28 protein-coding genes and 2 riboswitches are annotated in these 22,884 nt (G+C 70.6%); of the genes, 15 read left to right on the plus strand and 13 right to left on the minus strand.

Features of this window, described 5'->3' with window-relative positions:
- The first annotated feature begins 33 nt into the window (after positions 1 to 33).
- The 9 genes from ND450_RS43440 (at position 34) to gcvP (ending at position 8,295) form a co-directional block, all read left to right on the plus strand.
- Positions 34 to 249 (plus strand): hypothetical protein, encoded by a 216-nt coding sequence (locus ND450_RS43440; protein ID WP_253323759.1) that lies wholly within the window; start codon positions 34 to 36, stop codon positions 247 to 249.
- 116 nt (positions 250 to 365) lie between these two features.
- Positions 366 to 947 (plus strand): CDP-alcohol phosphatidyltransferase family protein, encoded by a 582-nt coding sequence (locus ND450_RS43445; RefSeq protein ID WP_089913881.1) that lies wholly within the window; start codon positions 366 to 368, stop codon positions 945 to 947.
- A 42-nt stretch (positions 948 to 989) separates the two neighbouring features.
- The gene (gene gcvH / locus ND450_RS43450; protein ID WP_253323760.1) at positions 990 to 1,373 is read left to right on the plus strand and encodes a glycine cleavage system protein GcvH; all 384 of its coding nucleotides are present in this window, start codon (positions 990 to 992) and stop codon (positions 1,371 to 1,373) included.
- 113 nt (positions 1,374 to 1,486) lie between these two features.
- Positions 1,487 to 1,945 (plus strand): glycogen accumulation regulator GarA, encoded by a 459-nt coding sequence (gene garA, locus ND450_RS43455; RefSeq protein ID WP_030476302.1) that lies wholly within the window; start codon positions 1,487 to 1,489, stop codon positions 1,943 to 1,945.
- Positions 1,946 to 1,993: 48 nt separating this feature from the next.
- Positions 1,994 to 2,536: a MerR family transcriptional regulator gene (locus ND450_RS43460; protein ID WP_253323761.1), complete on the plus strand. Its 543-nt coding sequence runs from the start codon at positions 1,994 to 1,996 to the stop codon at positions 2,534 to 2,536.
- 124 nt (positions 2,537 to 2,660) lie between these two features.
- Positions 2,661 to 3,134, plus strand: a complete 474-nt coding sequence (locus tag ND450_RS43465) for a bifunctional nuclease family protein (protein WP_089913871.1) — start codon at positions 2,661 to 2,663, stop codon at positions 3,132 to 3,134.
- A 354-nt stretch (positions 3,135 to 3,488) separates the two neighbouring features.
- Positions 3,489 to 4,055, plus strand: a complete 567-nt coding sequence (locus tag ND450_RS43470; protein ID WP_305885196.1) for a MerR family transcriptional regulator — start codon at positions 3,489 to 3,491, stop codon at positions 4,053 to 4,055.
- Between the two features lie 75 nt (positions 4,056 to 4,130).
- Positions 4,131 to 5,096, plus strand: coding sequence for a Clp protease N-terminal domain-containing protein (locus ND450_RS43475; protein WP_253323763.1), 966 nt, complete (start codon positions 4,131 to 4,133; stop codon positions 5,094 to 5,096).
- Positions 5,097 to 5,152: 56 nt separating this feature from the next.
- Positions 5,153 to 5,248: riboswitch (glycine riboswitch) on the plus strand.
- 3 nt (positions 5,249 to 5,251) lie between these two features.
- Positions 5,252 to 5,350, plus strand: a riboswitch (glycine riboswitch).
- Between the two features lie 50 nt (positions 5,351 to 5,400).
- Positions 5,401 to 8,295 (plus strand): aminomethyl-transferring glycine dehydrogenase, encoded by a 2,895-nt coding sequence (gene gcvP / locus ND450_RS43480; protein WP_253323764.1) that lies wholly within the window; start codon positions 5,401 to 5,403, stop codon positions 8,293 to 8,295.
- Between the two features lie 10 nt (positions 8,296 to 8,305).
- On the opposite strand, the gene ND450_RS43485 is transcribed toward gcvP, so the two are convergent.
- The 4 genes from ND450_RS43485 to ND450_RS43500 are packed head-to-tail and all read right to left on the minus strand — an operon-like array spanning position 8,306 to position 10,155.
- Positions 8,306 to 8,488, minus strand: a complete 183-nt coding sequence (locus ND450_RS43485; protein WP_253323765.1) for a hypothetical protein — start codon at positions 8,486 to 8,488, stop codon at positions 8,306 to 8,308.
- Between the two features lie 12 nt (positions 8,489 to 8,500).
- Positions 8,501 to 9,106: a trans-aconitate 2-methyltransferase gene (locus tag ND450_RS43490; protein ID WP_253323766.1), complete on the minus strand. Its 606-nt coding sequence runs from the start codon at positions 9,104 to 9,106 to the stop codon at positions 8,501 to 8,503.
- A 9-nt stretch (positions 9,107 to 9,115) separates the two neighbouring features.
- Positions 9,116 to 9,775 (minus strand): maleylpyruvate isomerase N-terminal domain-containing protein, encoded by a 660-nt coding sequence (locus ND450_RS43495; protein WP_253323767.1) that lies wholly within the window; start codon positions 9,773 to 9,775, stop codon positions 9,116 to 9,118.
- A gap of 2 nt (positions 9,776 to 9,777) precedes the next feature.
- Positions 9,778 to 10,155, minus strand: coding sequence for a DUF3224 domain-containing protein (locus tag ND450_RS43500; protein ID WP_253323768.1), 378 nt, complete (start codon positions 10,153 to 10,155; stop codon positions 9,778 to 9,780).
- A 49-nt stretch (positions 10,156 to 10,204) separates the two neighbouring features.
- On the opposite strand from ND450_RS43500, the gene ND450_RS43505 reads away from it, so the two are divergent.
- The gene (locus tag ND450_RS43505) at positions 10,205 to 11,176 is read left to right on the plus strand and encodes a YafY family protein (RefSeq protein WP_253323769.1); all 972 of its coding nucleotides are present in this window, start codon (positions 10,205 to 10,207) and stop codon (positions 11,174 to 11,176) included.
- Complete coding sequence (locus ND450_RS43510; RefSeq protein WP_253323770.1) at positions 11,164 to 11,976, plus strand: aldo/keto reductase; 813 nt, start codon at positions 11,164 to 11,166, stop codon at positions 11,974 to 11,976. The genes ND450_RS43505 and ND450_RS43510 overlap by 13 nt, the downstream gene beginning before the upstream one ends.
- A 13-nt stretch (positions 11,977 to 11,989) precedes the next feature.
- On the opposite strand, the gene ND450_RS43515 is transcribed toward ND450_RS43510, so the two are convergent.
- The 4 genes from ND450_RS43515 to ND450_RS43530 form a co-directional block, all read right to left on the minus strand.
- Entirely contained in the window at positions 11,990 to 13,696 is a 1,707-nt protein-coding gene (locus ND450_RS43515) for a substrate-binding domain-containing protein (protein WP_253323771.1), read from the minus strand.
- Between the two features lie 63 nt (positions 13,697 to 13,759).
- Positions 13,760 to 14,575 carry a 3-methyladenine DNA glycosylase gene (locus ND450_RS43520; protein ID WP_253328147.1) on the minus strand — a complete coding sequence of 272 codons (816 nt, stop codon included), beginning with the start codon at positions 14,573 to 14,575 and terminating at the stop codon, positions 13,760 to 13,762.
- 79 nt (positions 14,576 to 14,654) lie between these two features.
- Positions 14,655 to 14,900 (minus strand): hypothetical protein, encoded by a 246-nt coding sequence (locus ND450_RS43525; RefSeq protein ID WP_089913829.1) that lies wholly within the window; start codon positions 14,898 to 14,900, stop codon positions 14,655 to 14,657.
- A gap of 10 nt (positions 14,901 to 14,910) precedes the next feature.
- A complete protein-coding gene (locus ND450_RS43530) occupies positions 14,911 to 15,339 on the minus strand; it encodes a helix-turn-helix domain-containing protein (protein ID WP_253323772.1) in 429 nt (142 codons plus the stop codon).
- A 79-nt stretch (positions 15,340 to 15,418) separates the two neighbouring features.
- On the opposite strand from ND450_RS43530, the gene ND450_RS43535 reads away from it, so the two are divergent.
- Positions 15,419 to 16,075, plus strand: a complete 657-nt coding sequence (locus ND450_RS43535) for an SDR family oxidoreductase (protein WP_253323773.1) — start codon at positions 15,419 to 15,421, stop codon at positions 16,073 to 16,075.
- A gap of 3 nt (positions 16,076 to 16,078) precedes the next feature.
- Here ND450_RS43535 and ND450_RS43540 read toward each other — a convergent pair whose 3' ends face one another.
- Both ND450_RS43540 and ND450_RS43545 read right to left on the minus strand, forming a co-directional pair.
- A complete protein-coding gene (locus ND450_RS43540; RefSeq protein ID WP_253323774.1) occupies positions 16,079 to 16,603 on the minus strand; it encodes a GNAT family N-acetyltransferase in 525 nt (174 codons plus the stop codon).
- A 32-nt stretch (positions 16,604 to 16,635) separates the two neighbouring features.
- Positions 16,636 to 17,328 carry a DUF2848 domain-containing protein gene (locus ND450_RS43545; RefSeq protein ID WP_253323775.1) on the minus strand — a complete coding sequence of 231 codons (693 nt, stop codon included), beginning with the start codon at positions 17,326 to 17,328 and terminating at the stop codon, positions 16,636 to 16,638.
- Positions 17,329 to 17,374: 46 nt separating this feature from the next.
- On the opposite strand from ND450_RS43545, the gene ND450_RS43550 reads away from it, so the two are divergent.
- On the plus strand, positions 17,375 to 18,727 hold the full coding sequence (locus tag ND450_RS43550) for an MFS transporter (protein WP_253323776.1): 1,353 nt from the start codon (positions 17,375 to 17,377) through the stop codon (positions 18,725 to 18,727).
- Here ND450_RS43550 and ND450_RS43555 read toward each other — a convergent pair.
- Positions 18,688 to 19,305: a GntR family transcriptional regulator gene (locus ND450_RS43555; protein ID WP_253323777.1), complete on the minus strand. Its 618-nt coding sequence runs from the start codon at positions 19,303 to 19,305 to the stop codon at positions 18,688 to 18,690. The genes ND450_RS43550 and ND450_RS43555 overlap by 40 nt on opposite strands.
- A gap of 43 nt (positions 19,306 to 19,348) precedes the next feature.
- Between ND450_RS43555 and ND450_RS43560 the strand changes: the two genes are divergently transcribed.
- Both ND450_RS43560 and ND450_RS43565 read left to right on the plus strand, forming a co-directional pair.
- Positions 19,349 to 20,125: a carbon-nitrogen hydrolase family protein gene (locus ND450_RS43560; protein ID WP_253323778.1), complete on the plus strand. Its 777-nt coding sequence runs from the start codon at positions 19,349 to 19,351 to the stop codon at positions 20,123 to 20,125.
- Positions 20,125 to 20,466, plus strand: a complete 342-nt coding sequence (locus tag ND450_RS43565; RefSeq protein WP_253323779.1) for a cupin domain-containing protein — start codon at positions 20,125 to 20,127, stop codon at positions 20,464 to 20,466. Before ND450_RS43560 ends, ND450_RS43565 begins: the two co-directional genes overlap by 1 nt.
- A 4-nt stretch (positions 20,467 to 20,470) precedes the next feature.
- Here the strand turns inward: ND450_RS43565 and ND450_RS43570 are convergent, their stop codons facing one another.
- The gene (locus ND450_RS43570) at positions 20,471 to 21,496 is read right to left on the minus strand and encodes a hemolysin family protein (protein ID WP_253323780.1); all 1,026 of its coding nucleotides are present in this window, start codon (positions 21,494 to 21,496) and stop codon (positions 20,471 to 20,473) included.
- The gene (locus tag ND450_RS43575; RefSeq protein ID WP_253323781.1) at positions 21,493 to 22,803 is read right to left on the minus strand and encodes a hemolysin family protein; all 1,311 of its coding nucleotides are present in this window, start codon (positions 22,801 to 22,803) and stop codon (positions 21,493 to 21,495) included. Before ND450_RS43575 ends, ND450_RS43570 begins: the two co-directional genes overlap by 4 nt.
- Positions 22,804 to 22,884 lie beyond the last annotated feature (81 nt).

A 22,884-nucleotide genomic window follows, 5' to 3' on the forward strand; every position in this document is an offset into this window, starting at 1 on the left:
ACGCGACATCCCTGGTGTCACGGAGGGACAGAGATGGAAACCGCCATGGAGACCCAGCCGCAGCAGGACTCGGAGTGCGACTCAGCGCTGCCGACCACGCCGTGCAGCGTCGTCTGGAGCCGGGGCCACGCCTACGTGCTCGAGGGTTTCCGCGCCCGCTGGGTCGGTCGTGACGACCGCGGTCGCCCGCACGCCATCACCGGCGCCGAGATGCAGCGCCGGGGCTGGACGTTCACGCACACGGCCTGAGAAACCGGCGAACCGAACAAAGAACGCAGAACGACCGCCACACCCGCGACCAGTCGCACCGCGTGCCGTGACGCCATCCGGCAGCCCCTGCGCAGTCACTCGTTTAGAGTGCGGGTGTGCGTGACCCGGCTGATCGCCTGCTGACGATTCCGAACCTGCTCAGCGTGTTGCGGCTGGCCGGTGTTCCGCTCTTCCTGTACCTGTTGCTCGGACCCCGCGCGGACGGCTGGGCGCTGCTCGTCCTCGTCTTCGCGGGGCTCTCCGACTGGCTCGACGGCAAGCTCGCGCGCTGGCTCGACCAGATGAGCAACCTCGGCGCGCTGCTCGATCCCGCCGCCGACCGCCTCTACGTCTTCTGCACGCTGCTGGCGTTCGTCATCAGGGACATCGTGCCGCTGTGGGTCGCCCTCGTGCTCGTGGGACGGGAAGTGGTCGTGGGCCTCTGCCTGCTCGTCCTGCGGCAACGGGGCTGGGGCACCTTCGAGGTGACCTACCTGGGCAAGGCCGCGACGTTCAACCTGCTCTACGCCTTCCCCCTGCTGCTCCTCGCGCAGGGCGACTCGGGCTGGGCGCAGGTCGCCCTGCCGTTCGCCTACGCGTTCACGGCGTGGGGCGGGGCGCTCTACCTGTGGTCGGCGCTGCTGTACGTCTACCAGTTCTTCCTGGCCCTGCGGACCACACCTCGCACGGTCGCGTGAAAAGATCACCCCATACAGGTTCAGCACGAGGAGCGCAGTCAGTTGATTCCCGAGGAGCTTCGCTACACCGAGGAGCACGAGTGGGTCGCCGCCACCGGCGAGAACACAGTGCGCGTCGGCATCACCGACTACGCCCAGGAACAGCTCGGTGACGTCGTCTTCGTCCAGCTGCCCGAGGTCGGTCACACCGTGGCGGCGGGTGACACGTTCGGTGAGGTCGAGTCCACCAAGAGCGTGTCCGACCTCTACTCGCCGCTCGACGGCGAGGTCGTCGCCATCAACGACGCGTTGGTCCAGACGCCGGACTCGGTCAACAGCGACCCGTACGGCGAGGGCTGGATGGTCGAGATCAGGCTGAACGACCCCGAGGCGCTGGAAGGCCTGCTGGACGCGGACGCGTACAAGGCGTTGGTGGAGAAGGAGTGACGTCGATCTTTCGCCGGATCTTCGGCCGGAAGGGGAGCCGCGCTGAAGGCGGTGACCCCAACGCGATAGGTTTTACCGGAAGTGACGGATCCAGCAGCAGGAGGAGAGCTCAGGTGAGCACGAACGACGGCCCAGGCGTTCCGCCGGAGCAGTCCCCGGAGCGGACCTCCGTCTTCCGGGCGGACTTCCTCCAGGAGATGGAAGGCGGCGCCGAGGCGCCCGCACAGGAGCCGGCCGTTGCCGGTGTTGACGCCCTTCCCGCCGGTTCCGCGCTGCTCGTGGTCAAGCGCGGTCCGAACGCCGGTTCCCGGTTCCTGCTGGACCGAGACACGACGAGCGCCGGGCGCCACCCCGACAGCGACATCTTCCTGGACGACGTGACGGTCTCGCGCCGCCACGCCGAGTTCCGCCGGGAGAGCGGCGAGTTCGTCGTCATCGACGTCGGCAGCCTCAACGGCACCTACGTCAACCGCGAGCCGGTCGACCAGGCCGTCCTCGCGAACGGCGACGAGGTCCAGATCGGCAAGTTCCGCCTCGTCTTCCTGACGGGTCCTGGCTCCGCGGGAGCCTGACGCGTGACGGCCGGGCGGCCACGACGCGGGGAGTCGAGCATCGGGGCTGTGCTCGCACAGCTTCGGCCCGAGTTCCCCGACGTCACCATCTCCAAGATCCGCTTCCTGGAAGCGGAGGGGCTGGTCCGCCCGGCACGCACCGCCTCCGGCTACCGCCAGTTCAGCGCGGCGGACGTCGAGAGGTTGCGGTTCGTGCTGTCCGCACAACGCGACAGGTATCTGCCGCTCAAGGTGATCCGCGAGCAGCTCGACGCCGCCTCCGCAGACTCGGGCCAGGTCTCCCGGATCGACCTGCTGACCCAGACCGGAACCAGCGCCGACCAGCTGTCCCAGCTGGAGCGCGACGGTCTGCTGCGTCCCGGCCCCGGTGGCCGGTTCACCACCGACGACATCACCGCGCTCCGCACGATCCGGGCGATGACCGGACTCGGCGTCGAGCGCGAACACCTGCGCGCGGTCCGCGCGGCAGCGGATCACGAGGTCGATCTGCTGAATTCGTTCTCAGATCGTGGGACCGTGCGGGAATTGGCCGACCTGTTCGCCTCGTTGCACACGTTGTTGGTGAGAGCAGGCCTGCGTCAATCATCTTGATCACGTTCTGCCCGCAACGATTGAGCACACGGCCCGCTTGGCGGGTAGCGTCGAACGCATACGCCGGGGGATGCTCGGAAGCGAACCGGGTACTCCCCAACGAGTCAGAGGGAGGCGAGACCCGATGAGTGAGATGCGCGTCGTGGGCGTCCGGGTGGAGCTGCCCCAGAACCAGCCGATCCTCCTGCTCAGGGAAACCGAGGGCGAGCGGTACCTGCCGATCTGGATCGGCTCCGTCGAGGCCACGGCGATCGCGCTCGAGCAGCAGGGCGTGCGCCCCGCGCGCCCGCTCACGCACGACCTGTTGAAGGACGTCATCGGGGCGTTGGGCCGCAACCTCGAGCAGGTGAGGATCACGGACCTGCAGGAGGGCACCTTCTTCGCCGAGCTCGTGTTCGACGGCGACGTGCGGGTGTCCGCGCGTCCGTCCGACTCGGTGGCGCTGGCGTTGCGGGTGGGCGTGCCCATCCACGCCGAGGAGGCCGTGCTCGCCGAGGCCGGGCTGATCATCCCGGACGAGCAGGAGGACGAGGTGGAGAAGTTCCGCGAGTTCCTCGACTCCGTCTCCCCCGAGGACTTCCGCGGAGCGGACACATAGGCACTGTCGGGGCGCGGACACGTAGACACAGTCGCGGGCGCGGGCACCTGAGTTTCCGGTGCTCGCACTCCGTCTCGTATGGGCGACAGAGCAGTTCGTTTGGATGTCCCCCTATCGGACTACTTTCGGTCGTTTCGACCGCTAAACGATCACTAAACGTCACCTGAACGTCCTACATCGGGTGACGGTCCGGCTCTCCACCTCAGGTTGAGGGTCGACACTCCCCGCGCGTCGCGTTGACCTGCCCTCGGACCGGTCCTACCGTCGAACTCGAGTGGACGTCGCTGCTGAGCGAGAGCGGACACAGCGGCTTGACGGTCATGAGTTTCGTGGCCGTTCCGAGGGGAGGCAGGCGTGGTCGAGGAAGCGCCCTTGAGGGCGGAATCCGGGCTGCAGGGTGAACTGTTCCCGGACTCCTCGCTGCCGGACGAGCTCGTCGGTTACCGAGGACCCGCGGCGTGTCAGATCGCGGGCATCACGTACCGGCAGCTCGACTACTGGGCACGGACCGGGCTGGTCGCGCCGACGGTGCGGGTGGCGCACGGCTCGGGCAGCCAGAGGCTGTACTCCTTCAAGGACATCCTGGTGCTCAAGGTCGTGAAGCGGCTGCTGGACACCGGTGTCTCGCTGCAGAACATCAGGGTCGCGGTCGACCACCTGCGCCGCCGCGGCGTGCAGGACCTGGCGAGGATCACGCTGTTCTCCGACGGCACCACCGTCTACGAGTGCACCTCGCCGGAGGAGGTCGTCGACCTGCTGCAGGGTGGTCAGGGCGTGTTCGGCATCGCGGTGAGCGGTGCGATGCGCGAGATCTCCGGCACGATCCACGAGTTCCCGGCCGAACGCGCGGACGGCGTCGAGATCGCCCCGATGACCGAGGACGAGCTGACCCGCCGCCGCCGCGAGCGCGCCACCGGCTGATCGTGGCCGACCGGCCGCCCCCGGTGGCCGGTCGGCAGCAGCGCGGGGCCGATCGGCGTCCCTAGCGTTGCGGGCATGACGCACACACCCTCGTCGCAGGTGGTCAAGGTCCTGGCCGCGGCCGTGCAGCGCGCGTTCCGCCTGGAGTTCGGCTTCGTCGGCACCGAGAACCTGCTGATCTCGCTGATCGACACGATCGGCCCCGGCCGCAAGCTCGGCGTGAAGTCGGTGCGGCCGCAGGCTATGGCGCGGGGGGCCGAGAACTGGGCGGGCGACGACGGCGGTCTCGCCGAGCCGGGCCCCGACGTCATGGCGCTCGTGCGCGCCGCCCACCACCACGCCCGCGTCGAGACCGTGCTGCCGGTGTCCCGCGCGCTGGACGAGTGCCTGCGGGCGGCGATCGTCCTGGCCGGCGACGGCGTGCTGACCACGACCCACCTCTCGCTCGCCCTGCTGTCGCTCGACTCCGGGCGGGCGGCCGACCTGTTCCTGCTGCGCGGCGTGGACGTCGAGGCCACGGCCGCGGCCGTGCGGGCCGACGCCGCGCGGAAGTACGCCGAGGTCGAGGAGGCACCCGCCGTCTGGCTGCTGCGCAAGGCGGGAGCGCTGGAAGGGGACGCCGGCGGCGGGTACGTGCGCCGGCTGACGCGCCTCGTCGCCCGCGGGCAGGGCCTGGGCGGGCCGGTGCTCACGGTCGTGCGGGGCGAGGCCGAACGCCTCGCCGTCGCCGCGCGCCGGGACGTCTCGTCGCGCGACCTCGTGGAGGCCGTGCTGACGGTCGACCACCAGCTGACCGCGGCGGGGTGCCGGCTGAAGCCCGAGTTCGAGTCGGGTGGCGCGGCGGCGTTGCGCGAGGCGGGCGTGGACCGGGAGGCGTTGCCCGAGGGCGGCACCGTGGAACGGGCGGTGGAACGGGCGAAGCTCGTCGCGGCCCGGCGCGGTGACCGGGTCGTCGGCACCCGGCACCTGCTCGTGGCGCTGCGGGACGACCCCGCCGACCCCGTCGCGCCGGCGCTCGCCGGTCTCGCCACTGAGACGTAGGTCGCGTCCCTAGCGACTACCCGGGCTGCCTGCGGGTATTCTTCCCGGGTAGTCGCTGAACTCAGGCGGGAGAGACCGGGCCCCGAGCCCGGCGCCGAAGGAGCAAGTCCCTCCCCGGGAACCTCTCAGGCATCCAGGACCGCCGAGCGAGACGCCTCTGGAAAGTGGACCCCCGCGAGGGGATCCCGCCGACGGTGAAAGCCCGTTCTCACGACGGGTGAACCTCTCAGGCGCCCTTCGGGGTACGGACAGAGCGGGGAGGGCACAGGACACGTGTGCCCTCAAGCCACCCCGGAGGCGTTTGATGACGCAGGACCGCATTCCGCTCGCCGCTCTCGAGCACGGCACCCCGTTCGCCGACCGCCACGTCGGCCCGCGCCCCGCCGAGCTCGCGCGCATCCTCGACGTCATCGGCGTCGGGTCGCTCGAGGAGCTGGCGCAGCACGCGGTGCCGTCGTCCATCCACGAGCGCGACCTCGTGCTGGACCTGCCGGCCCCCGCCACCGAAACCGAGGCGCTCGCGGAGCTGCGGGAGCTCGCGTCGCAGAACCGCCCGATGACGCAGATGATCGGTCTCGGCTACTACGACACCGTGACGCCGGGCGTGATCCTGCGCAACGTCCTGGAAAGCCCGGCCTGGTACACGGCCTACACGCCGTACCAGCCGGAGATCTCGCAGGGCCGCCTCGAAGCGCTGCTGAACTTCCAGACGATGGTCGGCGACCTGACGGGCCTGCCGGTCGCGAACGCGTCCATGCTGGACGAGTCGACCGCCGCCGCCGAGGCGATGACGCTGGTGCGCCGCGCGGGCAAGTCCAAGTCGAACAAGTTCGTCATCGACGCCGACACGCTGCCGCAGACGCTGGCCGTCATCGAGACGCGCGCCGAGCCGCTCGGCATCGAGATCGTCGTCGCCGACCTGTCGCAGGGCATCGAGGGCCTGGGCCTCGGTGGCGACTTCTTCGGCGTGCTGCTGTCCTACCCCGGCGCGTCCGGTGTGGTGCGCGACCAGAAGGCGCTCGTCGAGGAGATCCACGCCGCCGGTGCGCAGGCCGTCGTCGTCGCCGACCTGCTCGCGCTGACGCTGCTGCGCGCGCCCGGTGAGATCGGCGCGGACGTCGTCGTCGGCACCACGCAGCGCTTCGGCGTCCCGATCGGCTTCGGCGGCCCGCACGCTGGCTACATGGCCGTCCGGTCCGGTCTGGAGCGCCAGCTGCCCGGCCGTCTCGTCGGCGTCTCCGTCGACTCGGACGGCTCGCTGGCCTACCGCCTCGCGCTGCAGACGCGCGAGCAGCACATCCGCCGCGAGAAGGCCACGTCGAACATCTGCACCGCGCAGGTGCTGCTGGCCGTCATCGCGTCCATGTACGCCGTCTACCACGGTCCCGAGGGCCTGCGCGGCATCGCGACCCGCGTGCACCGCATGGCCACCGTGCTCGCCACGGGCCTGTGCGAGGCCGGTCTCGACGTCGTGCACGGCGAGTTCTTCGACACCGTCGAGGTCCGCGTCGAGGGCAAGGCCGCCGAGGTCGTCGCGAAGGCCCGCGAGGCCGGCATCAACCTGCGTCTCGTCGACTCCGACGTCGTCGCAATCGCTTGCGACGAGAAGACCACGCGCGCGCACATCATCGCCGTGTGGGAGGCCTTCGGCGTCACGAAGGCCGATGTGGACGCCATCGACGCCGACACCGCCGACGGCATCCCGGCCGACCTGCGCCGCACCTCGGACTACCTGACCCACCCGGTCTTCCACGCGCACCGCTCGGAGACCGCGCTGCTGCGCTACCTGCGCGCGCTGTCCGACAAGGACGTCGCCCTCGACCGCAGCATGATCCCGCTCGGCTCCTGCACGATGAAGCTGAACGCCACCGCGGAGATGGAGTCCATCACGTGGCCGGAGTTCTCGACGCTGCACCCGTTCGCGCCCGTCGAGGACGCGCGCGGCATGCTGAAGATCGTGTCCGACCTGGAGGCCTGGCTCGCCGAGGTCACCGGCTACGACGCCGTGTCGCTGCAGCCGAACGCCGGTTCGCAGGGTGAGTTCGCCGGCCTGCTGGCGATCCGCGCCTACCACCGCGCCAACGGCAACGCCGACCGCGACGTCTGCCTGATCCCGTCGTCCGCCCACGGCACCAACGCCGCGTCCGCCGTCATGGCCGGCATGCGCGTCGTCGTCGTGAAGTGCGACGACAAGGGCAACATCGACATGGGCCACCTGCGCACCACGGTCGCCGAGCACGCCGACGACCTGGCCGCGATCATGATCACCTACCCGTCGACCCACGGCGTGTACGAGGACACGGTCCGCGAGGTCTGCGGCCTGGTCCACGACGCGGGCGGCCAGGTGTACGTCGACGGCGCGAACCTCAACGCGTTGATCGGCCTCGCCCGCTACGGCAAGTTCGGCTCGGACGTCTCGCACCTGAACCTGCACAAGACGTTCTGCATCCCGCACGGCGGCGGCGGCCCCGGCGTCGGCCCGATCGGCGTGAAGTCCCACCTCGCGCCGTTCCTGCCGAACCACCCGCTGCAGCCGACCGCGGGCCCGGCCACCGGTGTCGGCCCGATCAGCGCCGCCCCGTGGGGCTCCGCGTCGATCCTGCCGATCTCGTGGGCGTACGTGCGCATGATGGGCGGCGACGGCCTGCGCCGCGCGACCCTGACCGCCGTGGCCGCCGCGAACTACGTGGCCCGCCGCCTCGACGAGCACTACCCGGTCCTCTACACCGGCGAGGGCGGCTTCGTCGCCCACGAGTGCATCCTCGACCTGCGCCCGATCACCAAGGCCACCGGCGTGACGGTGGACGACGTGGCCAAGCGCCTCGCCGACTACGGCCTGCACGCCCCGACGATGTCGTTCCCGGTCGCCGGCACGCTGATGGTCGAGCCGACCGAGTCCGAGGACCTGGGCGAGATCGACCGGTTCATCGACGCCATGATCGCCATCAAGCGCGAGATCGACCGCGTGGGCGCCGGCGAGTGGCCCGTCGAGGACAATCCGCTGCGCAACGCCCCGCACACCGCGGCCTGCGTGACCACCGGCGAGTGGAACCACCCGTACACCCGCGAGGAGGCCGTGTTCCCCGCGGGCCAGAGCAGCACCCCGAAGATCTGGCCGCCGGTCCGCCGCATCGACGGCGCGAAGGGCGACCGCAACCTGGTCTGCTCCTGCCCGCCGCTCGAGGCGTACAGCAGCTGACCGAGGGTTCTCAGGCCCCGACGGGACAGGCGTCGTCGCCGCAGTTCTCGTCGGGGCCCAACCCCGGCTTGTCCAGGTCGTGCTCGAACGCGAAGTGGAAGCAGTCCGGGTGCATCCGCTCGAACAGTTCGAAGTCCTCGGCCTCCAGCTCGACCGTCTCACCGCAACGCTGGCACGTCTGTTCCTCTGACACGGCCGAATGGTCTCACCCGCGCCGGGCGAACAGGACGGCCCCGTCCTCCCCGAGCAGCCACTGGGCCTCGACGGTGAACCCGGCGGCTCTCAACCACTCCGCGACCCGCTCCGGCCGTCGCAGGTGGACGTGCACGCGCATCGGGTGCCCGCCGTAGCCCTGCGTCTTGAGGTTCGTCCGGTCCCCGACGTGAAAACCCAGCTGCAGCAAGCCGTCCGGCCGCAACGCGTCGTGGAAGTGCCCGAACACCACCGGCACGAGGTCGTCCGGCACGTGGATCAACGACCACCAGGCGAGGATCCCGCCCAGCGGACCGGCCAGCGGTTCCGTCATCGACCCCACCTCGAACCGCAGCCCGGGGTGGGTGCGCCGCGCCAGCGCGACCATCGCGGGGGAGAGGTCGATGCCGGACGCGTCCACGCCGAGGTCGTTCAGCCGCGCGGTGATGTCACCGGGTCCGCAGCCGACGTCGGCGACCGGCCCGCTCACCTCCTCCGCGAACAGCCGCAACGCCGCCCGCAGGTGGGGCAGGCCGTCCAGCAGACCGCGCGTCTGCTCCGCATAGCTGACGGCGACGGTGTCGTAGGACTCGCGGGTGTCGGTGATCCACTCGTGCACGCCGGAAAACTACTCCTCGAACGGCTCCGCGCGGTGCCGTCCGAACAACGCGAGCGAGGAGATCCACACGTCCGGGTCCCCGTCCCAGTCCAGGGCCTTGATCTGGTCGACGGACCGCCGCCCGCCGATGGCCCGCATCAGCTCGAACGACGTGGTCCGCAGCGTCCCGGCCGGATCGCCGTGGCCGAGCACGCGGTCGCCGTGCTCCAGCGTGATCCGCAACGCCGGCACGTCGTTCTCCCGCATCCGCTGGTCGAGCTGCTGCAACGGCCGCACCAGCGCCGCCCGCACGTCGGTGCCGCCCCGGTCGCCCGGGACGCCCAGCGCCGCGCGGAGGTCGTGCTCGTGCGCGATCACCTCGGACACGAGCACCGGCCCCATCGGCGTGTCGAAGAGCGGCCTGGCGAGCTCCAGGTTCGCGTCCCACTCGGCGAAGGCGTCGGACAGCGTGTTGGCGCGGCGGTCGCGCACCTGCCGTTCGCCCCACTCGCCGGACTCGACACCGTCGAACCGGCGGTCCACGAAGTCGCGCAGACCGCCGGCGAGGTGCGCGACCACGTCCTTGACCGACCAGCCGGGCGTCGCCGCCACGGGCGTCTGCGGATCACGGCCCTCGACGAGCGAGGTGATCCGGTGCTTGGCCGCGTCGTAGACGGGGGCGTTGGTCATGCTCAGACCTCGTACTCCAGGGTGTAGGTGCCGCTGCCATCCTCCGCCCAGTCGATCGTCACCGCACCTCGCGCGTTCAGGTACCTCCCGGTGCCGTCGACGACCTCCGTGGAACCCTCCACAGCGGACCGGTAGGCGCCGACGTGCCGCAGCACCAGCGTCCCCTCGTCGGTCACGACCTCCTCGATCGCGGTCGTCCACGCCACGTCGTCGCCGTAGTACATGAGGTACCGGCAGCTGCCGACGCCGCTGACGTCACCCGCGTACGAGAACTGGACGTGCGCCTCGGTGAGCTTGCGCCCCTCGACCTCCTTGTACGAGCGGCCGTCCCAGGTCTTCTCGTCCCAGCTCTTCACTTCGATGGTTCCGGTTGCCTTCATGGCGGCCACTCTGCTGGCAATTCCTGACAGATCGTGTCAGGTTCATCCCGTGAAATCCGGCAGGCTCCTCCAGGTCCTCCTGCTCCTGCAGTCGCGGGGCCGCATGACCGCCGACGAACTGGCCGAGGAGCTGGAGGTCTCGCCGCGCACGATCTACCGCGACATCGAGTCCCTGAGCGCGTCCGGCGTCCCCGTCTACGCCGACCGCGGCCCGGCGGGCGGCTACCGCCTGGTCGACGGCTACCGCACCCGCCTGACGGGCCTCACGACCGGCGAGGCGCGGTCGCTGTTCCTCGCGGGTCTGCCCGGCCCCGCCGAGGCCCTCGGACTGGGGGAGTTCGCGGCCGCCGCCCAGCTGAAGCTCCTCGCCGCGCTGCCGACCGAACTGCGTTCCCGCGCGGAGCAGATCCGCAGGCGGTTCCACCTCGACACCCCGACGTGGTTCCGCGGCGACGAACCCACCGAGCACCTCGCCACGATCGCCGACGCCGTGTGGGAGCAGCGCCGCGTGCGGATGACCTACCGGCGCTGGGGCAACGAGGTCGTCGAGCGCGAGGCCGACCCGTACGGGCTCGTGCTGAAGGCGGGCACCTGGTACTTCGTCGCCAGCGGCCGCACCTACCGCGTCTCCCGCGTGCTGGCGCTGCAGGCGCTGCCGGAGACGTTCGAGCGTCCGGCCGACTTCGACCTCGCGCGCTTCTGGGCCGAGTGGTCGGAGCGGTTCGAGGCGCGCATGTACGGCGAACGCGTCACCGTGCGCATGACGCGCTCCGGCCTCGACAAGACCCAGTACCTGCTCAGCGGCTACCAGGCGCGCGTGATCCGGGAGCTCGCGCCCGACCCCGGCGAGGAGTTCGGCTTCCCCACGGAGTCGACCAGGCACGCCACGGCCGACCTGCTCAAATTCGGCGCGGACGTGGAAGTGCTGGCACCGAACGAGTTCCGGCACGAGTTCATCGGAACCATCAAGGCGATGCGGGACGTCTACAACGGTGCGAAGCTACCCGCATGGTTCCGCTGATCTCGTTGAACAACGGAGTACGGATCCCCCAACTCGGCTTCGGCGTCTACCAGGTGCCGGAGGACCAGGTGGCCGGTGCGGTCACGACGGCGATCGAGGCCGGCTACCGCAGCATCGACACGGCTGCGGCCTACGGCAACGAGTCCGGTGTCGGCGACGCCATCGCGGGCGTTCCCGACCTGTTCGTCACCACCAAGCTGCGCAACGCCGACCAGGGCTACGACTCGACGTTGCGCGCGTTCGACGAGAGCGCGCGCCGCCTGCGCCGCGACGTGCTCGACCTCTACCTCATCCACTGGCCCACGCCGCAGCGCGACCTCTACGCCGAGAGCTGGCGCGCGCTGGAACAGCTGTACGCGGACGGCCGCGTGCGCGCCATCGGCGTCTCGAACTTCCACACCCCGCACCTGCAGCGCCTGTTCGACGAGTTCCCGACCACCCCGGCGGTGAACCAGATCGAGCTGCACCCGTTGCTGCAGCAGGAAGAGATGCGCAAGGTGCACGTCACGCACCGGATCGTCACCGAGGCGTGGTCACCGCTCGGGCAGGGCGCGCTGCTGCGCGAGCCCGACATCACCGGCCTCGCCGACAAGTACGGCAAGACACCGGCCCAGATCGTGCTGCGCTGGCACGTCCAGCTCGGCCTGGTCGTGATCCCGAAGTCCGTGACCCCCTACCGGATCAGGGAGAACATCGACATCTTCGACTTCGAACTGGCCCAGGACGACATGCTCGTGATCACCGAACTCGACAACGGCACCCGCACCGGCCCCGACCCGGACCGCTTCAACGCGGCCTGACCCCGCGCCCCGGTCAGGCCTTGGTCGACAGGACCTGACCGAGCGCGGCCTCCACGCCGTTCTCGTTCTCCACCACCGACACCGAACCGCCGGTCGTCTGCGCGATGTCCGTCAGCGCGTCCTTGTCCACGTCACCGCCGATCGCGATGAAGCTGACCGGCAGGTCCGTCCCGTGCAGCTGGGACTTGAGCGCCTTCAGGTCGATGCCGCCGTCGGACCTGCCGTCGGTGATCACCACGACCCGGTTGACCCGCCCGGCCACGAACCCGTCGTGCGCGGTCTCGTAGCAGGCCGCCAGCGCGCTGTAGAGCTGCGAACCCTCCGCGGTCTTGAGCGCGTCGATCGACCTGCGCAACGCGTCGCGCTTGTCGCTGACGGCGGCGGTCGCGACCAGTTGCTTGTACGGCTTGGACCCGTCGAGGTCGCGCGCGAACTCCCACAGCCCGAACGAGCCGGAGACCGACCGGTCGACCTGGCCGCGCAGGGCCGCCTTCACCTTGTCCAGTCTGGGCTTCATCGACGTGGAGACGTCCGTCAGCACCGTGACGACCTGCCCGCCGCGGTCGGCGGACTGCCACGCGGAGGAGATCTGCTGCGTGGTCGTGGCGTCGGCGGCGACGAGGTTCTCCGTCACGGGGGCCCACGAGACGCCCGGCGAAGGCGACGGGCGGTCCTGAGTGGACTCGACCCGCAGGCCACCCTTCGCGAGGATCGCCTGCTGCGACGGCTCGGTCATGAAGTCGCGGAACGCCTGCGCCGCACGGACTTCGGCCTCGCCGACCTCCGGGCCGCCCAGGGCGACGTACGGGAAGTCCGCCACCGGTGCCGGTCCGGCCGGCAGCACGCCGACCAACGGCTTCGACGGGGCTTCCTTGCCCGTGTTGTGCTTGAAGAGGTCCACTTCGGACACCGGCGTGACGGAGAAGCCCGCCGCGTTGACCGTCGCGCTGTCACCCAGGCGCCGCAACGCGTCCCGGGTCGTCGGCGGGACCTCCGGCGGCACCGCGGCCGCGAGCTTGGTGAGGGCGGTCTTCGAGGCGTCCGACCCGAGCGACTGCGCCGTCACGGGGCCCACGCCACCCGCGAGCGCGGACTGGATCGCGAGCGCGGAGGCGGTGTTCGCGGCCGGGTCCGGCATCGCGACGCTGAACCGGCCCCACGACTGGCCGTACTTCTCCCAGTCCGTCACCTCGGGCATGTCCGTCCAGCGGAAGTCCTTCAGCACCGGCGCGGCGGCCTCGGGGGCGGCGAGCAGCACCGGCGACGTGCCGACGGACTTCGGCGCCGAGCCGACCAGCTTCGCGTTGAGCGCGGTCAGCCGGTTCGCCCAGAGCGTCGAGTCGGGCAGCCACGCGTGGGGCCGCTTGCCGAGCTTCGACTCGTCCCAGGTCGTCGTCAGGCCCTCGAGCACCGCGGAGGAGTCCGCGGACGTCACCTCGATGGCGATGCAGTGGTCGTACACGACGGGCCGGGTGGCGCTGTACGCCTGCGCGACGTCCCGCACGGCCTCCGCGACGCTGGGCGTCACGGCCACGCGCAGCACCGAGTCGCCCTCGCTGCAGTTCTGGGCCAGCGCCTGGGAGCGCTTGTCGAGCACGCCGCCGGCCCAGGACAGCGCGAGCCAGCTGAGACCAATCAGCACCACGAGCACGACGATGAGCACGGGCCACTTGGCGATTCCGCGCTTCACCTTCGCCCGCAGAGCGCGGTGTCGAGACATCGATCCCTCACAACTACTCAGCGGCCCCCGACGACCGCCAGTCACGCTAACAGGTGAACTCGTTCAGCAGAGTGAAGTCACTGCAAGTATCGACTGGCAAACGAAGACGAGCCGTTCCCGCAACGGCCGGGCCCGTTCGGCGAACGCGGCCTGCCGTCGCACGTACTCCGCGCGCCCTTCCGCGGTCTCGATCCGCACCGGCCCGTACCCGAGTTGCTCCAGGTCGTAGGGCGATGCCTGCATGTCGAGTTCGCGCACGTCAGCGGCCAGTTCGAAGCAGTCGGCCACCAACTCCGAGGGCGTCGCGGGCTCCATTTTATAGGCCCATTTGAACAGATCCATGTTCGCGTGCAAACAACCCGGCTGCTCGTTCGACAACTGGTCGTCACGGGTCGGCTGCAGAGCGTTGAGCGGCCGAGCGGGTGACGTGAAGAAGCGGAACGCGTCGAAGTGCCCGCACTGGATCCGGCTCGCCTCGACCACCTGGTCGGTGCCGCCGCTGCCCAGCCGCAACGGCCACGCGTTGTGCCGGACCTCCTCCGGCTGCTGCCGGTAGACCATGGCCCACTCGTGCAGCCCGAAGCAGCCGAGCCGGGCGGGACGGCCGAGCGTCGCCGTGAGCAGCGCCTGGACGAACTCCAGCGTCTTGGCGCGCTGCCCGAGGAAGCTCCCGACGTCGAGCGTGACGCCCTCGTCGACCCGCCGGTAGTGCGGGAACTCCAGGTACTCGTCGGCGTCCTCGAGAACGACACCGGGCCCGGGATGCCACCGTTCGAGCCGCACGGGCCGATGGCTGTAATAGGTGAAGAGGAAGTCCATCACCGGGTGCTTCTCTTTGCGAAGCTTCCGCTCCTGGTGCGGACCCGTGAACCGGCGCATGCGCTCCACGTGCGCGTCACGCGATTCGTGCCATTGAGCTCGGGTCAGGACCTCCACGGGCGATTACCGTACGCGAGGGCTAGAGCGGCGGTACGAGCCCGGTGAACGTCCGCGCGCCGTTGCAGTGCGGGCACTCCCGCCCGTTGTCGACCGTCCGCGGCGCGCCCCCGATGATCGCGAGAGTCGGCGCCGCGATGTAGCTCGCGCCCCCGCACAGGTGGCACACCGTGCGCGGCTCGGGCGTGACGGCGAAGAGGTCGTCCGGGTCTTCCTCGTCCTCGAAGTCGTCGTCCTCGGCGAACTCGTCCTCGTCCTCGTCACTCATGCCGCCCAACCTAGTGGACCGGCTCTCCCACCCGGCTGAGCGACTCGGCGGTCGCCTCCTCGCCGCAGTGCGCGCACACGACTCGCGGCTCCAGCACGTGGCCGCACGAGTGCTCGTAGACGAGGGGGAGGGGCCCCTGCGTCACGTAGTCGTCGCCCCACTCCTTGAGCATCAGGAACACGTTGTGCAGCGCCCGGCCGGTGTCGGTCAGGTGGTACTCGTGCCGCGGCGGGTGCTCGGAGTACTGGTGCTTCTCCAGCAGGCCCGCGGCGACCAGCTTCTTCAGGCGCACGGTCAGCACGTCACGGGACGCGCCGGTGTTCGCCACGATCTGGTCGAACCGCGTGTTGCCGAAGAAGACCTCGCGCAACGCCAGCAGCGACCAGCGTTCGCCCACGACCTCCAGCGCGTTCGCCACGGAGCAGCTTCGAGGTGCCATGTGACCATCCTAGCAGTGAGTTGGCAAATCCAACCTACCTCGCTAACGTGAGTTGGGAAGTCCAACTCAGGAGGTAGTCATGGGATTCGACGGTGCAGTGGTGCTGGTGACCGGAGCCAACCGCGGGCTCGGCAGGGTGTTCGCGCAGGAGTTCGTGAAGCGCGGCGCGAAGGTCTACGGCGGCGCGCGGAACCCGGCGACCGTCGTCGACGAGGGCGTGATCGGGGTCCAGCTCGACGTGACCGACGACGCGTCCGTCGCCGCTGCCGCGAAGGAGCTCGGTGACGTCACGATCGTCATCAACAACGCCGGCGTGCTCGTCCCCGACGCGGGTCTCGACGGCATCAGGGCGGAGTTCGAGGTCAACTTCTACGGGCTCGTCCGCACCACGGACGCGTTCGCGCCGGTGCTGAAGGCCAACGGCGGCGGCACGCTCGTCAACGTGCTGAGCATCGTGTCGTGGCTCAGCCGGCCGGCCTGGCGCGGCTACGCGGCGTCCAAGGCGGCGGCCTGGTCGCTCACCAGGTCGACGCGCGACGACCTGCGGGAGCAGGGAACCCACGTCATCGCCGTGCACGCCGGCTTCATCGACACCGACATGGCCGCGGAGGTCACCGCGCCCAAGATCGCGCCCGAGGACGTCGTCTCGCAGGTGGTGCGGGCGATCGAGAACGGGGACGACGAGGTGCTCGCCGACGAGGGCACCCGTGCGGTGAAGGCGTCCCTGTCCTCCTGAGGATCACCGGCCTCGTGAGCGTGCGTCCTCACGCCGCAGTTCCCACACCACGTCCACCCCGACGCGCCTGCCGATCGCCGGCTCGCGCGCCGGTGTGCGGCGGCCGACCTCGGTGAACCCGAGGCGCCGCGGCACACCGCTGCTCGCCGCGTTCGCCTCGTCGTGCCAGATCTGGACCCGGCGCACGCCGTCCAGCGCGAACGCGAACTCGACGAGCTCCGCGGCCGCGGCGGTGGCGTGACCTCGGCCGGTGTGCTCCGCGTGCAGCCAGTACCCGATCTCCACGAGGTCCTGTGCGCGGCGCATCGCCGTGACCACGCCGACGATCGCACCGCCGACGGTGATGGCGTGGGGGAAGGCCGTTCCGCTCTCCCAGGCCTCCGCGGCCTCGCGGAGGAAGGTCCGGGCGGTCTCCACGTCGTAACCGTTGGCCGCCCACGGCGCCCACGGCTTCAGGTGCGCCAACGACTCGATGACGGCCCGGGCCAGCTCCTCGGCATCGGCCTCATCCAGTCTCCGCAGCTCCATGCTCCAACTTGTACCGCTTCGCAGCAGACGGTTCAGCCGATCGGCTCGGGCAGCTTCGTCACCTCGTACTCGCAGTCGAGCACGTCACCGGTGGCCGGGTCGCGCAGCTCCACGCGCCACTTCGACGCGAACTGGTCCACGCCGTGGTGCATCGGGATCGTGCCGGACAGCAGCACGGTGCCGGGCTCGAGCAGGCCGAGGTCGCGCAACCGCTCGACCCAGTACTGCGGGGTCAGCAGCTCGGCGAGCGTGCCGCGCTGGATCTCCACCCCGTCCGCCCACGCGGTCAGCTCGATCGAGTCGATCCGGTCCGCCACGTCGGCGAGGCGCCACGCCCTGCGGCCCAGCACGTCGGGGCTCGCGTTCTTGCTCCAGGCCACGCCGTGGACTTCCAGCGCGCGGTCCGTGTGGTCGCATGCGACCGTCAGCAGGACATCTGAATCGGTGACCACGAGCGCCCACTCGGCCTCGCCCGAGGTCCGGCCGTGCTGCACGGGAACCGCGGACGTCTGCTGCGCGAGATACGGCGACACGGGGTAGAGGCTCGGCGTCACGGACGGCGCCGGCACGCCCAGCTCGGCCAGTTCGCGCACGTGAGCGGCCACGTCGTCCTGGCTGCGGCCCGCGTACCCGCCGTTGAGCAACGTGCTCACGGTGACCTCGGCGACGGTGCCGTCCGGCAGGTCGAAAGCCAGGGCAGTGGCCTGTGTACGAACAGTAGACATGCGGTACTCCTTGCGCATACGAATTGTATACAGGCAGTATTACCGCATGTCCCCCGGATCCTCAACTGCCACAGCAACGCAGGACGTGCCACGTTCGGCCCTGGTGCGGGCGTTCGTGGCCTCGCTCTCCGGTACCGCCCTGGAGTGGTACGACTTCGCGATCTACAACGTCGCCGCCGCCGTCGTGCTCGGCCCGTTGTTCTTCCCGAGCGAAGAGCCGCTCACCGCGACGCTGCTCGCGTTCTCGACCTACGCCGTCGGCTACCTGTCCCGGCCGCTCGGCGGGTTCCTGTTCGGCCGGCTCGGCGACAAGATCGGCCGCAAACGCGTGCTCGTCACGACGTTGCTGATCACGGGTATCGCGACGCTGCTGATCGGTCTGCTCCCGACGCACGCCGCGATCGGCCCGGCCGCCGGTGTGCTGCTCGTGTTGCTGCGGTTCGCGCAGGGCGTCGGCCTCGGCGGCGAGTGGGGCGGCGCCGTGCTGCTGTCGAGCGAGTACGGCAACCCGGAGCAGCGCGGTTTCTGGGCCAGCGCGGCCCAGATCGGCCCGCCCGCCGGCAACCTGATGGCCAACGGCGTGCTCGCGCTGCTCGGCGTGGCGCTGTCGGACGCGGCCTTCATGTCGTGGGGCTGGCGTGTGGCGTTCCTGCTGTCCGCGGTGCTCGTCGTCTTCGGCCTGTGGATCCGCGTGAAGCTGGAGGAGACCCCGGTCTTCAAGGCGATCGAGGCGCGCGGCGACCGCCCGTCCGCGCCGATCAGCGAGGTGTTCCGCACGCAGACCCGGCCGTTGATCGCCGCCGTGCTGTGCCGCGTCGGCCCGGACGTCCTCTACGCGCTGCACACCGTCTTCGTGCTGACCTACCTCACGACCCAGCTGGGCCTGCCGCGCAACGTCGGCCTCGTCGCCGTGCTGATCGCCTCGGGCTTCCAGCTGTTCCTGATGCCGCTGGCCGGCTGGCTGTCCGACAAGGTCAACCGCCGCGGTCTGTACGCGGCGGCCGCGGTGCTCGGCGCGGTGTGGCCGTTCGTGCTGTTCCCGCTGATCGACACGAGGTCGTGGCCGCTGATCGTCGTCGGCGTCGTGGTGGGCCTGGGCTTCCACGCGTTCATGTACGGGCCGCAGGCCGCGTTCATCGCCGAGCAGTTCACCGAACGCCTGCGCTACACCGGCAGCTCACTCGCCTACACGCTGGCCGGCGTGATCGGTGGCGCCATCGCCCCGCTGCTGTTCACCGCGCTGCTGGCCGGGTTCGGCACGTGGGTCGTCGTCGGCCTCTACGTCACGGTGGCGTGCGTGGTGACGCTGGTCGGCCTGTGGCTCGGCCGCGACCCCCGGCCGGAGGAGGTCCAGCGGGATCAGCCGTTGAGCAGCACCTTCAACGTGGTGTCCAAGTGAGCGGTGATCGCCGCCGTGGCCGCCTCGACGTCCCCGGACTCGAGCGCGGCCACGATCACGTCGTGCTCGTCGATGACGGCCTGCTGCCGGCCGTGCGCCCGGTACAGCGCGACCACACCGGCGCGCACCTGCCGGGCGCGCAACCCCTCGTACGTCTTCGTCAGCAGCTCGTTGCCCGTCGCCGCGACCAGCAGCGCGTGGAACTGCCGGTCGACGTCGATGAACTGCCGCGCGTCCTCGACCAGGAACCGCTGCCGCTCGACGAGCTCCTGCATGCCCCGCAGCGGCACGGTGCCCTCGGTCATCGTGCGCTCGGCCGCGTACCGCTCGACGATGCCGCGCAACTCCATCAGCTCGCTGATCTGCCGCGAGGACAACGGCGCGACGTAGGCACCCCTCTTCGGCACGAGCTGCACCAGGTCCTCGGCCGCGAGCAGCAGCAGGGCCTCGCGGATCGGCGTGCGGGAGACGCCGATCTGGTTGGCGACGTCCTGCTCGCTGATGAACCGCCCCTGCATCTCGGGGTCGGCGAGGATGGTGTCCTTGAGGAACTCGTAGGCCTTTTCCCTGCCGGACAACGGGTCGGCACCTTGCATACAACATGTATACCAGAGGAGGATCATGCGCTTCGCGCTTTGCCAGATCAGCTCCACCGCTGATGCGCAGGAGAACCTTGCCACCGTGCGTGCCCATGTGGCCAGTGCCGCCGAACGAGGTGCACGCGTCGTGCAGTTCCCGGAAGCCACCCAGTGCCGCTTCGGCGTGCCACTGGGCCCGGTCGCCGAACCCCTCGACGGCCCGTGGGCGACCGCGGTCCGCGAGATCGCCGACCAGCACGACGTCGTCGTGGTCGCCGGCATGTTCACCCCGGGAGAGGGTGGGCGGGTCGCCAACACCACGCTCGTCACGGGCGGCGGCCTGCACCTCGGCTACGACAAGATCCACCTGTTCGACGCGTTCGGCTTCCGCGAGTCCGACGGCGTCACCCCCGGCGAGAAGCCGCTGACGTTCGAGGTCGACGGCACCACGATCGGCCTCGCCACCTGCTACGACGTCCGGTTCCCCGAACTCTTCCGCGCCCTCGCCACCACCGCGCCCGTCATCCTGCTCGGTGCCTCGTGGGGAGCGGGCCCCGGCAAGGCCGGCCAGTGGGACCTGCTGGTCCAGGCCCGCGCCCTGGACGCCACCTCCTGGGTCCTCGCCTGCGGCCAGGCGGACCCGCGGCAGGACCACGGCTCCGCCCCCACGGGCATCGGCCGCAGCGCCGTGGTCGACCCGCTCGGCGTCGTGCGCGAACGCCTCGAAGGCGCCCCCGGCACGATCCTGTCCGATGTGGACGCCGAGTTCGTGGACGACGTCCGCGCGAAGCTGCCCGTGCTCGCGAACCGGAGGCTGTGATGCGCGAGGAGCGCGAGTTCTTCCCGGTCGCCACCGTCGACTGGCGCCCGGCCGGACCGGGTGTCACCGAACGGGTCCTGAGCCGCGACCCGGACACCTCGACCCTGACGAGGATCGCTCGCTGGGAACCGGGCCACGTGACCCACGACGTGATCCGCCACGACTACCACGAGGAGGTCTACCTGCTGGAGGGCGACCTCACCGACCTGACCCTGGGGAGCACGTTCCGGGCCGGCGACTTCACGAGCCGCCGCCCCGGCATGCCCCACGGCCCGTACCGGACGGACCTCGGCTGCACGATGCTGGAGATCCGCACCGCGCCCACTCCTCCAGCGCCCTGAACGTCTAGCCCCGCCGCACGTGGGTGCCGTCGCGCACGGTGCCCACGTACTCCTCCAGCAGGTCCTCCAGCGCCACCACCCCGAGCAGGGTGCCGTCGCCGTTCACCGCCCGCGCGAGGTGCGACTGCGCCCGGCGCAACGCCGCCAGCGCCTCGTCCAGCCGGGCGTCCACCGGCACGTCCGGCAGGCCGCGCACGCGGTCGCGCGGCACCGAGGTCGTCGCGCCCTCCAGGTCCAGCACGTCCTTGACGTGCAGGTACCCGACCAGGCCCGTGTCGGCGAGCACCGGGAAGCGCGAGAAGCCGGTCGCGGCGACGGCGGCCTCGATGTCGCCGACCGTCGGGAACGCGGGCACCGTCGTGAGCTTCTCGAGCGGCACCAGGACGTCGGCCACCGTGCGCTCGGCCGACGACAGCGTCTGCGCGAGCCGCCGGTGCTCCGAGTCCTCCAGCAGGCCCTCCGACCGCGACTGGCGGATCAGCAGCGAGAGCTCGTCCGGCGTGTACGCCGACTCCAGCTCGTCGACCGGCTCGACGCCGAACCGGCGCAGCACCCACCGGCCCACGGCGGTGAACATCGCGAGCACCGGCGCGATCATCCGCGAGAACCCGTAGTGCACGGGGACCAGCCACACGGCGGCCCGTTCGGGTCCGGCGATCGCGAGGTTCTTCGGCACCATCTCGCCGAGGATCGTGTGCAGTGCGACAACGATGACCAACGCCACCGCGAACGCCACACCGTGCACCACTGCCAACGGCAACCCGACGGCGCCGAGGGGCCCCTCCAGCACGGAAGCCAAAGCGGGTTCGGCGATCGCACCGAGTCCCAGCGAGCACAAGGTGATGCCCAACTGCGCGCCCGCGATCAGCAACGGCAGCTGCTGCGACGCCTTGATCGCGGTGCGGGCCCGCGAGGAACCCTTGTCCGCCAACGCCTCCAGCCTGTCCCGGCGCGCGGTGATGACCGCGAACTCGGCACCGACGAAGAAGGCGTTGCCCGCCAGCAGCAAGGCGATGACGAGGAAGTTCATGACGACGACACCACCCGCAGCTCGGCCACGCGGTGCTTGTCCATCCTCATGACGGTCACCCTCCACCCGTCAACGCGGATCTCGTCGCCGACGTCGGGGATCCGCCCGAGCCGCGCCAGCACCAGGCCGGCCAGCGTCTCGTAGTCGCCCTCGGGCATCTGGAACCCGGTCGCGTCGGCCACCTCGTCGTCGCGCAGCAGACCGGACACGATCCAGCTGTCCTTGCCCAGCGACCGCACCGGCGCCGCCTCACCGCGGTCGTGCTCGTCGCGCACGTCGCCGACGATCTCCTCGACCACGTCCTCGAGCGTCACCATGCCGGCCGTGCCGCCGTACTCGTCCACGACGAGCGCGGTCTGCAGCCCGGACGCCCGCAGCCGGTCCAGCAGCGCGTCGCCCTCCAGCGTCTCCGGCACCGAGTACACGGGCCGTTCCACCGCCGACAGCGGCGTGGACGCGCGCAGGGCGGTCGGCACGGCGAACGCCTGCTTCACGTGCACGATGCCGCTGACCTCGTCCAGCGACCCGTTGTGCACCGGAAACCGCGAGAAACCCGTCTCGCGCGCCTTCAGCACGAGGTCCGCCACCGTCGCGTCGGCGCGGAGGGCCTCCACGCGCACCCGCGGCGTCATCAGCTCGCCCGCCGTCCGGTCGCCGAAGCGCAGCGACCGGTCCAGCAGCGCGGCCGTGCCCTCGTCGAGGGTGCCGTGCTCGGCCGACGTGCGGACCAGCGCGCCCAGCTCCTCGGGCGACCGCGCGGACGCCAGTTCCTCGACCGGCTCGACGCCGAGGCGCCGGACCAGCCAGTTCGCCGAGTTGTTCATCGCGTTGATCAGCCAGCGGAAGACCGTCGAGAACGCCGCCTGGAACCCGACCACGCCCCGCGCGGTCTCGAGCGGCTTCGCGATCGCCAGGTTCTTCGGCACGAGCTCGCCGAACACCATCGACAACGCCGTGGCGATCGCCAGCGCGAGCGCCAGCGACAACCAGTCGGCCACCGGCTCGGACACGCCGACGGCGGTCAGACCGGGTTCGATCAGGTTCGCGATCGCGGGCTCCGCGATGTACCCGGTGATCAGCGTGGTCAGCGTGATGGCGAGCTGCGCGCCGGAGAGCTGGAACGACAGGGTGCGGTGCGCACGGTCGATGGTCCGCGCCTTCGCGTCACCGACCTCGGCGACGTGGCGTTCGACGGTGCTCCGTTCCAGCGCGGTCAGCGAGAACTCCGCCGCCACCGCGATGAAGGTGCCCGCGGTCAGCGCCACGACGGCGAGCAGACCGAGCAGGCTCAGAAGTGTTCCGGTCACCTGTGCGCTCCCGAACAGCGCGAACGGTCGACCGGGTTGGTATGCCAGTCAGGGCCAGACCCCATGGGGACGGCTCAACTC

The sequence above is a fragment of the Lentzea sp. HUAS12 genome (assembly GCF_024125735.1).
Classification (GTDB): Bacteria; Actinomycetota; Actinomycetes; order Mycobacteriales; family Pseudonocardiaceae; genus Lentzea; species Lentzea albida.